Origin of the sequence: Streptomyces virginiae (assembly GCF_000720455.1) — a bacterium.
GTDB classification, from domain to species: domain Bacteria; phylum Actinomycetota; class Actinomycetes; order Streptomycetales; family Streptomycetaceae; genus Streptomyces; species Streptomyces virginiae.
Genome location: NZ_JOAK01000028.1, coordinates 63,972 through 74,524 on the forward strand (window position 1 = coordinate 63,972; position 10,553 = coordinate 74,524).

A 10,553-nucleotide genomic window follows, 5' to 3' on the forward strand; every position below is an offset into this window, starting at 1 on the left:
ATTCCGGAGCTGCTTCGCCACATCCCCTCATCGTTCAGTCAATCAGCGTCTGTTTTCGGTCATCCACTCAAGGGCGTGGTCAACGGCGTCCGGGACGGAGAAGAGCATGGTCGACGCCCCTCCGACCCGCCCCCTGCGCAACCGCGAATCCGGGAACGCCCTGCCGATCTCCGCGAAATCGCCGTCGTCCAGCGCGACGTCCTCGTATGCGGTCCACTCCCCCTCCTGGCGGGACCCCTGGTGCCCCTCCGGAAGGTTCACCTTCACCACACACTCGTACATGCGCAAGGGGGGCTTCGGAATTCGATACTCCGCGAGATGGAAAGCGGTGCAGACCGAAAACCCCACATTGATCATGAGCACCTGTCCGCCCTCCCAGCACAGCTTTCCCAGGGGCGACTCCTCACCGAGGTGACATTCCAGGCGGTGACCGGCGCAAAGCCGCTCCGCGTCCGCGCCGAGCGCGGCGAAGGACGTCTGCGGATGGGAACTGCGAGCGGCCCCCGGCGCCGTGCGGACGGCCTCCGCGAGGGAGCCCATGCCGTGGCTGGGGGTGCTCGCCGGATCGAATGCGGGCATCCGGTCGACGAAGGCCCGCACCTGCGCCTCGTCCATTCCGGCGATCCGCTCCAGGTGGGCGCTGGACGTCCTGGAGTTCTCCGGGGTGAACGCGGGCACCACCAGCGTGCCGCGCGGGCCCAGGACGCCCGTCAGGGCGTCGCGCAGCTGCTCCGCGCGCAGCCCGGTCCCGCGCAGGGAGGCGTGCACCATGAGCCGCATCCCCGGCCGTACCCCGAGCAGCCGCAGCTGCACCGCGAGCTGCAGGGCGCCCGTGGTCCGGCGGCCCCGGCCCGGACCCGGCGGGGAGGGGGCCGGCGCGGGGGAGTGGGCGCTCACGCGTCGACCGCCTTCAGCTCGTAGCGCAGCTCCGCCACCAGGCGCTTGCCGGTGACCGTCAGCTCGGCCGCCGTCGACAGCCGGTCCAGGGCCTCGTGGATGCGGTCCGAGCCGCCCGGCTCGTGACCCGCCGTCGCCCGCCGGTACGCCTCCACCGCCACCCGCTCGTGCACGTCGGCCAGCAGCCGCGACACCGGCACCGGCCGCGACCGCCACGGCGACGGGTGCTGCCACTCCCCGTCCAGCGCGTACAGGTCGGTCACCTCGGTCAGGGCCCGCAGCCGGGTCCGCCGCCGCCCGGTCAGCAGCGCCAGCGCGGTCTCCCGTACGCCCGCCGCGTACGGCACCCCGAGCGCCCCCGGCCCGCTGCGGCCCGCCTCGCCCCAGCCGCCGGCCCGCGGGCCGCCCGCGAGCGGGGTCAGGGTGGTCAGCCCGGCCGCGGCCGTCCGGGCGAACCCGGGTACCGCCTTGTGCAGCAGCGCCCAGGCCCGGTCGAGCCTGCCCCGCCACTCCTCGGTCTCGCCGGCGCCGAGCCGGAGCCTGGGCGGGCGGGGGAAGCAGTTGCGGTACGGGTCGAGGTCCTCCAGCGCCACCGGCGCCGCGTCCGGGCCCGGCGACCAGGTGCGGACGGGCTGCCAGCGGGCGTCGCCCGCCGCCGGCCCGAAGCGGTGCTCGGAGCGGCCGTCCCGGACGACGTACCCCTCGTCGGTGACGCGCAGCGAGGCCCGGCCCTGCGTGCCCGGCTCCCCGAGCCGCAGCAGCCCGAGCGTCGGCAGGTACACCTCGCCGTCCCGGTAGGCCACCTCGGCCGGCAGGTCCAGCCCGCCGCGCAGCACGGCCGCCGCGGCCAGCGCGGTGAGCCTGCGGGCCGCCTCCGCGCCGCCGGTGCGGCCCTCTCGCGCGGCGTCCAGGGCCGCCAGCACCCAGGTCCGGGTGAACGGGTGGTCCAGTACGGCGTCCAGCGCGTCGGCCCCGGCCTCCCCGGCCCGCTCCACCGCGGCGACCAGCTCCCAGGCGTGCGCCCAGTCGGGGTCCTCGGCCAGGTCCGCGTTCAGCCGGGCCAGCAGGATCCGGGTCAGCTCCTCCTGGGAGCGGGCCAGTTCGGCCGGGTCGGACAGCTGCGGAGCGGTCTCCCGGTGCGCGGTGCGGCCCTCGACCCCGTCCACGAGTTCGCGCAGGTCGGTGCAGTACACGGAGGGGTTGTCGAAGCCGTTGCGTTCGCGGTAGCGGTGGGTGTAGAGACCCCCGCCGCACGAACGTACGACGGGGCAGCGGCGGCACGTATCGCTGACGCCCGCCAGGCCCAGCTGCCGGGCCCGGACCCCGGGATGGGCGGCGACCTGGTCGAAGGCGTGGTCGAAGACGTTGAACCCGGTGGCCGCCGCCCCCTCGAAGGCGCTCTTGAGGGAGTCCACCTGCTCCAGGGTGCCGTCGGTCTCGACGACGACGAGGTCGGTGGGCGCGAGGCCGAGCGACTCGGTGAGGCTGGGTCCGCCGCGCAGGGTGGACAGGAGGGACTCGAAGAGCCGTACGGGCACCGGGCGGCCCAGCCGCTCCCAGTGGTCGAAGATCCGCAGGAGCCAGCGGGCGTAGGCGTCCGGGGCGTCGTCGGGCCGGGTGGGGGGCGTCTCCCAGGTGGCGTGCGGAAGGAGGAAGTCCACGCGCGGGGGGTCGAGTTCGACGAGCGCGTCGAGCACGGCGACGGGATCGTTGGCCACGTCCACGGTGCAGAGCAGACCCTGGTAGAGGTGGCGGTAGGGCGCGGAGCGCAGCAGTGCGACGGCGGCGAGGACCAGCGGGTGGCTCGTACGGCCGTCCGCGAAGCGGCGGTGGCGGTCGTTGGCGGCGCGGTCCCCGTCGAGGGAGATGCCGACCCGGACGCCGAACTCGGCGAAGAGGTCGAGGTAACGGGTGCTGAGCTGGAGCCCGTTGGTGTGGATCCGCAGGTCGAGGGCGGCGATCCCGGTGAGCGCCCGGCTGAACTCCTCGCAGACGAGTCGGAGCCGGGCCGTGCCCGCCAACAGGGGTTCCCCTCCGTGGAGAATCACCGTGACGGAGGGGAGTGCATGGTCACGGGCATGTTCGGCGAGCCTCGACGCGGTCCGTGAAATAACCTCGGGGGAGATCACTTTCGGCCGGGCTCGCCAGCTCTGATCTGCGTGTTCGTAGACATAGCAATGATCACAAGCCAGATCGCATCTGCTGTGAACTTTCAGGACGATCTCGCGAAATGCGATCAGGCCGGTCATTCCGCCAGTCTAGAGCTCTTACTCCGTGTCAGAGCGCGGAGTTGAAGATCGGCGCCTGAACCGGACGGCCGGATTCGGCGGGCAGCACGCGGCCGAGCGTCGCGGCCGCGGAGGCGGTCTCGACGTCGATCTTGGCGAGCGGGACCCGGCGGGCCTTGACCGTGCTGGTCGGGGGGGTTGCGGAAGTGTTCACGACACCGTCCTCGGGGAAGCCATGTGGAATGGGCATGTGAATGACAACAGCGACGCGCTGCCGTCAAGCGTGGACTTTACTCGGCCACACCCCATTGGCAACCGAGACATGACGCCTGGTCAACCGTTCTATAGCGAGTGCGGCGTATTTCTCGAGGTGGCTTATTCGGCCGTTCGCCGGACGGCAAGATCCATTTCTTCCGGCGGCGGACCCGGCAGGGGTCCGCTCCGGGCCGGACAGGGGTTCCGGGCGGGCCCGGCGCGGCGTGCGGACCACCCGTGACCTGGGCATTTCAGGGGGTGGTCGAAGTCCTGGCCGGCCCGGACGGGATGATCGCCGGCTCCGAAGCCAGGTCATGGCCCGCCGGGCTGCCCGCCACGGTCGCCGAGAGCGCACGGCCCGCAGGCCGGGGTTCGGGCGCGGCCGACTGCCTCCCGTCCCCGCCGAACAGCAGGAAGAGGGCGGTGACGACCGCGGTGCCGGCGCCGATCGCGCCGACGAGGTCGCCCTTGGACGCGGGGCCGGAGGCGGACCGCGAGTGCTTGTGGACGGCGTACCCGGCGAGGAGTCCGGCGCCGAGTATCGCCATGCCGATGTCGTCGATCTTGAGGATCATGGGAGTGGCCTTTCCAGGCTCGCGCAGTCCGGCTCTGTTGAGCGACGCGCTGCTGTCAGGCGTGGACTTTACTCGGCCACACCCCCTTGGCAACCGAGACATGACGCCTGGTCAAGTGCTCGGTCGAAATCGGCCCGATGCCCACGGTGGAGAGCCGTGCGAGGGTGAACCGCCCTCAGGCTGGCTGCTGTTCACTCAGGGGCGGGGTGGGCAGATCGCGCAGCAGCCAGTTCAGTACGTCGGGCAGCGCGCGCAGGGCCGCGAAGTGCGCGGCGGCCGGCTCGATCGTGGTGGTGGCCCCCGGGATCCGGCGGGCCAGCCAACGCGAGTGGCCCACGGGGGAGAACACGTCGAGCTCCCCGTGCCAGATCATCACCGGGCAGCGGATGTCGGCCGGGTCGAAGCCCCAGGGGCGGCTGAAGGCGAGGACGTCGTCGATCCAGCCGTACGCCGAACGCCGCAGCCCCTCACGGTAGTTCCGCAGCAGCATCGACCGCAGCCCGGCATCGGAGACGATCATGCGGTCGTTGTCGGTCAGTTCCCGGCGCAGCTCGTCCAGCAGCCGCCCCGGGTCCTTGCGGATGCCGTCGGCGCGCGGGATCAGCCGGGCGGCCAGCTCCTCGGGGTCGGTGGAGGCGGTGGTGTACTCCTTGACGTTCGACGCGGCCATCCCGGCGAACCAGTCCAGGTCCTCCGCGTCCCGGGGGGCCAGCCCGACCATCGCCGCGGTACGGGTGACCCGGTCCGGCAGCAGGGCGGCGCAGGCGAGCGCGCCGGCGGCGCCTCCGGAGCGGCCGGCCACCGCGAACCGGTCCAGGCCGAGGGCGTCCGCCACGGCGGCCACGTCATGGGCCACGTCGGCGACGGTGCGGCCCGGATGGCGGTCGGAGTCGCCGTAGCCGGGTCTGTCGTAGGCGATGAGCTGCATCCGGCGCTGGTAGAGGACCATGCCCCGGGGGGCCGGGCCCAGGCGGCTGCCGGGCATGCCGTGGAGCAGGAAGACGGGCTTGCCGTCCGGATCCCCCCAGCGCTCCACGGTCAGAGCGCGCCCGTCCGCTGTGCGCACCTGATCGCGCACGCGCTCCCTCCCTCACGATCGGTGTGAGTCGTCACGGCGATTGTGCTCGCTGGGGGAGGAGTGCGGTAGGGCGCACTCAGGGGGCAATTCCCGTGACGGTTCCCGCACGCGCGCGCCACCGGCCGGTGTGACCGCCTCAGCGGTGTTCGATCAGCAGGGCCGTCGCCGAGCGCGCCCGCTCCAGCGCCCGGACCCGGTCCGCGTCGCGCTGCCCCAGGACCACCCGGGTGCTCAGCCCGTCCAGCAGCGCGAGCAGCTCCGAGGCCCGGTCGGCCGTGTCCGTCGGGGCGAACCGGCCCTGCTCCACGCCCTTCGCCAGCAGTGCGCGCAGGTCCTCGTGCCAGCCCGCGTCGATCTCCTCCTGGGCGGCGCGCAGGTCCTCGTTGGACGGCGTACGGGCCCACAGCTCGATCCACAGGGTCCAGCGCGGGTCGCGCGGGCCGCGCGGCAGGTACAGCTCCAGGAAGAGCTCCAGCTTGCGGGCGGCCGTGACGCGGCGGCGCAGCAGGGCCGTGCGTTCGACGGCGAGCTGCTCCTCGCTCCAGCGCAGCGCCTCCAGCAGCAGCCGGTCCTTGCTGCCGAAGTAGTACAGGATGTGGCCGCCGCTGGTGCCGAGCCGCTCGGCGAGCTTGGACATGGTCAGCGCCGCGAGCCCGTCCTCGGCGATCGCCGTCATGGCCTCTTCCAGCATCCGCTCCTGGGCGATCTGCCCGTCGCGCCGCCGTGCCGCTCCTGCCACCGCTGCCGCCTCCCGATCTTCGTGGACCGACCTTATCCCGGACAGGGTCTTGACGGGGGTCCGCCCCACCCCTCATCTTGAATGCCATTCAAGAACTTAGAACGCCATTCAAGATCAAGGGTGAGTGCAGCGATGAGTGACGAGATCTTCAGAGTCGAGACGCGCGGCATCGATCCGATCCCGGACGGCGAGCGGCACGGCAGGGCGCGCGACCTCTTCTGGCTCTGGTTCGGCTCCAACCTGACCTTCACCTACGTGATCAACGGAGCCCTCGCCGTCGCCTTCGGCCTCACCTTCTGGCAGGCCACCGCCGTGGTCGTGATCAGCGGACTGGCCTTCTTCGCCATCAGCGCCGCCGGACTGTCCGGCATCCGCACCGGCACCGCCACCCTGGTCATCTCCCGCGCCGCCTTCGGCGTCCGAGGCAACCTGCCCGCCGGAGTCCTCAACTGGCTCGTCGGCATCGGCTACACCATCCTCAACACCGTCGTCGGCACCCTCGCCCTCGAGGTCTTCCTCGAAGAACTGGGGCTCCTGCACGGCACCCCCGCCCGGGCCGCCGCCCTCTTCGTCACCCTCGCGCTGACCTTCGTCGTCGCCATGTGGGGCCACGCCACCGTCCAGTTCGCCGAACGCTGGATGGCCTACGTCCTCGCCGCCGGCTTCGCCGCCCTGCTCGCCTTCCTGCTGCCCGGCGCCGACACCGCCGCCCCCGCCACCGGCGTGCCCGGCGCCTCCGGCTGGAGCCTGGCCTTCGTGATCATGCTGGCCGCCCCCTTCTCGTACCTGCCGATGCCCGCCGACTACACCCGCTACCTGCCCCGCACCACCTCGCTGAAGTCGATCACCTGGTACGGCGCCCTCGGCGGCTTCCTCTCGTCCGTGGCCCTCGGCGTCGCGGGCGTCGCCGCGGCCACCCGCACCGACATGACCGACGCCGTCGCCGGCACCGAGAGCCTGCTGCCCGGCTGGTTCCAGCCCGTCTTCCTGGCCCTGGTCCTCGGCGGCTCCGTCACCAACTCGATCATCACCCTCTACTCCTCCAGCCTGAACCTCCAGGTCCTCGGCATCCCGTGGACCCGCTCCCAGGCCATCGTCGTCAGCGCCGCCATCACCGGCCTCGGCTCCCTCGCCGCGCTCTTCCTCACCGACTTCACCAGCGCGCTGACCTCCTTCCTCTCCCTCCTGATCATCGTGTTCGCACCCTGGGGCGGCGTCTTCCTCGCCGACATGCTGCTGCGCCGCTGCCGCTACGACGGCCACGCCCTGCACACCACCGGCCCCGACGGCGCCTACTGGTACCGCTCCGGCTACCACCCGGCCGGCCTGGCCGCCCTCCTCGCCGGCATCACCTTCGCCGCCCTGACCTGCGACTCCGAGCTGTGGACCGGACCGCTGGTGGCCCCCCTCGGCGGCGCCGACCTCACCCTCCTCGGCGCGGTCGTCTCCGGCCTCGTCTACGCGGCGCTGTACCGCAGGACCCCCGCGCCCACCCCCGTCCCGGCCGCCGCCTGACCCCTCCCACCACGCAACAGGAGCACCACCCCATGACCCACCCCGCCGACCTGCTGCTCACCGGAGCCCGCATCCACACCGTGGACCCGGACCTGCCCGAGGCCCAGGCCCTCGCCGTGCACGACGGCCGCATCGTGTGGATCGGCCCCGACCGCGAGGCCGAGGCCTGGGCCGGACCGGACACCGAACGGATCGACGCCGCCGGCCGGCTGGTCCTCCCCGGCTTCATCGACGCGCACAACCACGTCCGCCTCGGCTCCGACGACGCCTGCGTCCAGCTCGCCGGAGTACGGACCCTGGAGGGCATCCACGAGCGGATCCTCGCCTGGCGGGAGGCCAACCCCGACGCGGAGTGGATCGAGGCCGAGGCCTTCGACTACTCCGCGATCCCCGGCGGGCGGATGCCGTGCGCCGCGGACCTCGACCCCGTCACCGGGGACACCCCGGCGATCGTGCTCTCGTACGACGTGCACACGGCCTGGCTGAACACCGCGGCCATGCGCCGGCTGGAAGTCACCCGGGACCGCACGGACCTCCCCTTCGGCACGGCGGCGCTCGACCCCGGGACCGGCGAACCCACCGGATTCGTCAAGGACTTCGCCGTCAAGGGACTCTCCCGCGAGGGCCACCGGGCACTGCGCCACCTCGGCGTCCCGTGGGCCTCGCCGGACCGGCAGTACGGCCGGCTCGCCAAGAGCCTCGACGACGCGATCGGCTTCGGCATCACCACCGTCGTCGAACCGCAGAACTCCCTCGACGACCTCGCCCTCTACGAGCGGGCCAGGGCGGAGGGCCGGCTGCGCTCGCGGATCGTCGCCGCCCTGTTCCACCCGCGCGGCACCACGCCGGAGGAACTCGACGACTTCGAGGCGGCCGCCCGCGCCTACCCCGGGGACCGGCTGCGGGTCGGCCCGCTCAAGCTCTACATCGACGACGTGGTGGAACCGCGCACGGCCGCCCTGCTGGAGCCGTACACCGGATGCGGCGCGCACCGGGGCGAGACCTTCTACCCGGCCGAGGAGTTCGCGGAGCTGCTGGCCGGGCTCGACGCGCGGGGCTTCCAGTGCTTCGTGCACGCCACCGGCGACCGCGGGATCCGTACCGTCCTGGACGCCGTCGAGCACGCACGGGCCGTGAACGGCCCGCGCGACGCCCGCCACCAGGTCGTCCACGTGGAATGCCTGGACCCGGCGGACGTACCGCGCTTCCAGGAACTCGGCGTCGTCGCGTGCATGCAGCCGAGGCACTGCGCGCCGGAGATAGCCGGCCCCGGCAAGGACTGGGCGGAGAACGTCGGCGAGGGCCGGTGGCACAAGGCCTGGCCCATGCGCAGCCTGCACGAGGCCGGAGCGGTACTGGCGTTCTCCAGCGACTGGAACGTGGCGGAGATGGACCCCATGGTCGGCATCTACACGGCGGTGACGCGCCGCCCGCTGTCCGGCGACGGCCCCGCCTGGCAGCCGGCCGAGACGGTGGACGTCGCCACGGCGGTGCACGGCTACACGATGGGCTCCGCCCACGCCAACTTCCTGGAACAGGACCGCGGTTCGCTCACCGTCGGCAAGCTGGCGGACTTCGTGGTCCTGTCCCGCGACATCCTCGCCGTCCCGGCGGACGAGATCCCGGGCACGGTGGCCGAAGCGGTGGTGGTGGCGGGCGAAATCGTCCACCGGGCGCGCTGAACCCCGGCTGCGGCTGGTCGGTGGTGCTGGGGCTCTGCCCCAGGCCCCGCGCCTCAATCGCCGGCGGGGCTGGGTGGTGTGGTGCCCCGCCGGAGTGTCGCCTCGGGCTCGCGCGGTACCGCATCTCGCGGCCGTACCCGGTGGTGCGCGCTCGTCCTGCGGGGACACTCCGCCGTGTCCCCACCCCACGGCAGCTCCGACAATGCCCCGGAGACACCCCACCGGGTCAGCGCTTGGGCCAGTACCAGAGGGGCTCGTCGAGGGGGCCCTCGCGGCCCGCCACCTCGGTCCGGCCGAAATCCTTGACCAGCTCCACCGTGCGCAGGTCCACCCGGTGCCGGCGGGTGCCCGCCGCCAGCGCCTCGGCCAGCGGCTCCGCATGGGTGACGACCACCGTCTGGGTGTCCCGGGCGGCGGTCAGGATCAGGTCCGCGAGCGGGGCCAGCAGGTCAGGGTGGAGGCTGGTCTCCGGCTCGTTGAGGACCATCAGCGCCGGCGGCCGCGGGGTCAGCAGGGCCGCGGTCCAGAGCAGGTAGCGCAGGGTCCCGTCGAAGAGCTCGGCCGCGCCCAGCGGGCGCAGCAGGCCGTGCTGGTGCAGTTCCAGCGCGAAGCGGCCGTCGCGTTCCGTGACGGAGATCCGGCTGCCGGGGAAGGCCGCGGAGACCGCCTCGTCCAGGGCGGCCCCGTCCCCCGTCTCGCGGATCGTCTGGAGCGCGGCGGGCAGGTCGGACCCGTCGGCGCCGAGCACCGGCGTACGGGTGCCGATCCGCGGGGTCCGGGCCGGGGCGGCGGCGTCGGTGCGGACGTGGTCGTAGAACCGCCAGGACCGCATCAGCTCGCGCAGGGCGAGGAGGTCGGGGGCCAGCTGGGGATCGGCGAGTTCGCTGAGCATGGAGTCGTACGGGCGCAGGGCGTTCTGCGTACGGTGCCAGCCGCCGTCGGCCGTGCGGGTGCGCACGGCGGGCCCCGACCGGTCCGAGAGGATCGCCGCCGGGCGCAGGACCGGCCCCGACCAGGTGCACTCGCGCTTGATCTCGGGGTCGAGGGCGAAGAGGGAGTTCGCGACCGGGACCGGGTGCCCGAAGTCCACCGCGTACCCGAATTCGTCGCCCGCGAAGCCCAGACGGAGGCTGACCGGTTCGGTGCGGACCGTGCCCTGGAGGGGCTGGTGCCCCTCGCGCACCGCCCGGCCCAGCTTCTCCGGGCCCGCCCACAGGGTGGAGGGGAGCCCGCCCTCCCGGGCCAGGGCGGCGATCGCGCCGCCGCGGGCGGAGTCGGCGAGGAGGCGCAGGGAGCGGTAGAGGCTGGACTTGCCCGTGCCGTTGGCCCCCGTCACGACCGTGAGCCGGCCGAGGGGGACGATCAGCCGGCGGAGGGAGCGGTAGTTCTCGACGGCGAGGGTGGTGATCACACCCCGATCATGCCGGGTCGCTGCGCGGGCTGACGGGGCTGTGGTTCGGCTGCGGCTGGGCCTCGGCTGGTGTTCTGGGGCGCTGCCCCAGGCCCCGCGCCTCAATCGCCGGCGGGGCTGGGTGGTGTGGGGCGGTGCCCCGCCGGAGTGTCTCCTCGGCTCGCGCGGTGCTG

General features: G+C 73.2%; 9 protein-coding genes. 2 read left to right on the forward strand and 7 right to left on the reverse strand.

The genetic code is table 11. The annotated features are described in order from the left end of the window. Positions 1-42: 42 nt before the first annotated feature. From IG86_RS0131320 to IG86_RS0131345, 6 genes are all read right to left on the reverse strand, one after another. Complete coding sequence (locus IG86_RS0131320) at positions 43-780, reverse strand: AAC(3) family N-acetyltransferase (RefSeq protein ID WP_078848573.1); 738 nt, start codon at positions 778-780, stop codon at positions 43-45. A gap of 113 nt (positions 781-893) precedes the next feature. After that, the gene (gene fxsBH, locus IG86_RS0131325; protein WP_030901419.1) at positions 894-3,146 is read right to left on the reverse strand and encodes a radical SAM/SPASM protein FxsBH, inactivated beta-hydroxylase extension form; all 2,253 of its coding nucleotides are present in this window, start codon (positions 3,144-3,146) and stop codon (positions 894-896) included. A gap of 28 nt (positions 3,147-3,174) precedes the next feature. Further along, positions 3,175-3,339 carry an FxSxx-COOH cyclophane-containing RiPP peptide gene (fxsA, locus tag IG86_RS40625; RefSeq protein ID WP_063761584.1) on the reverse strand — a complete coding sequence of 55 codons (165 nt, stop codon included), beginning with the start codon at positions 3,337-3,339 and terminating at the stop codon, positions 3,175-3,177. A 292-nt stretch (positions 3,340-3,631) separates the two neighbouring features. Then, the gene (locus tag IG86_RS0131335) at positions 3,632-3,955 is read right to left on the reverse strand and encodes a hypothetical protein (protein WP_030901422.1); all 324 of its coding nucleotides are present in this window, start codon (positions 3,953-3,955) and stop codon (positions 3,632-3,634) included. 175 nt (positions 3,956-4,130) lie between these two features. Continuing rightward, complete coding sequence (locus tag IG86_RS0131340; RefSeq protein WP_030661366.1) at positions 4,131-5,033, reverse strand: alpha/beta fold hydrolase; 903 nt, start codon at positions 5,031-5,033, stop codon at positions 4,131-4,133. A gap of 136 nt (positions 5,034-5,169) precedes the next feature. Beyond that, a complete protein-coding gene (locus tag IG86_RS0131345) occupies positions 5,170-5,772 on the reverse strand; it encodes a TetR/AcrR family transcriptional regulator (RefSeq protein ID WP_030831104.1) in 603 nt (200 codons plus the stop codon). A gap of 132 nt (positions 5,773-5,904) precedes the next feature. On the opposite strand from IG86_RS0131345, the gene IG86_RS0131350 reads away from it, so the two are divergent. Together IG86_RS0131350 and IG86_RS0131355 are read left to right on the forward strand one after the other, a co-directional pair. After that, a complete protein-coding gene (locus IG86_RS0131350; RefSeq protein ID WP_030831099.1) occupies positions 5,905-7,287 on the forward strand; it encodes a purine-cytosine permease family protein in 1,383 nt (460 codons plus the stop codon). A gap of 32 nt (positions 7,288-7,319) precedes the next feature. Beyond that, complete coding sequence (locus tag IG86_RS0131355) at positions 7,320-8,969, forward strand: amidohydrolase (RefSeq protein WP_030901424.1); 1,650 nt, start codon at positions 7,320-7,322, stop codon at positions 8,967-8,969. A gap of 226 nt (positions 8,970-9,195) precedes the next feature. Here IG86_RS0131355 and IG86_RS0131360 read toward each other — a convergent pair whose 3' ends face one another. Then, the gene (locus IG86_RS0131360) at positions 9,196-10,380 is read right to left on the reverse strand and encodes an AAA family ATPase (RefSeq protein WP_030901425.1); all 1,185 of its coding nucleotides are present in this window, start codon (positions 10,378-10,380) and stop codon (positions 9,196-9,198) included. Positions 10,381-10,553 lie beyond the last annotated feature (173 nt).

Excerpts from the sequence above, each read along its gene's own strand:
- IG86_RS0131350 (WP_030831099.1), top strand. The coding sequence starts at position 5,905 with ATGAGTGACGAGATCTTCAGAGTCGAGACGCGCGGCATCGATCCGATC.
- fxsBH (WP_030901419.1), bottom strand. The coding sequence starts at position 3,146 with ATGACCGGCCTGATCGCATTTCGCGAGATCGTCCTGAAAGTTCACAGC.
- IG86_RS0131355 (WP_030901424.1), top strand. The coding sequence starts at position 7,320 with ATGACCCACCCCGCCGACCTGCTGCTCACCGGAGCCCGCATCCACACC.
- IG86_RS0131335 (WP_030901422.1), bottom strand. The coding sequence starts at position 3,955 with ATGATCCTCAAGATCGACGACATCGGCATGGCGATACTCGGCGCCGGA.
- IG86_RS0131320 (WP_078848573.1), bottom strand. The coding sequence starts at position 780 with ATGCGGCTCATGGTGCACGCCTCCCTGCGCGGGACCGGGCTGCGCGCG.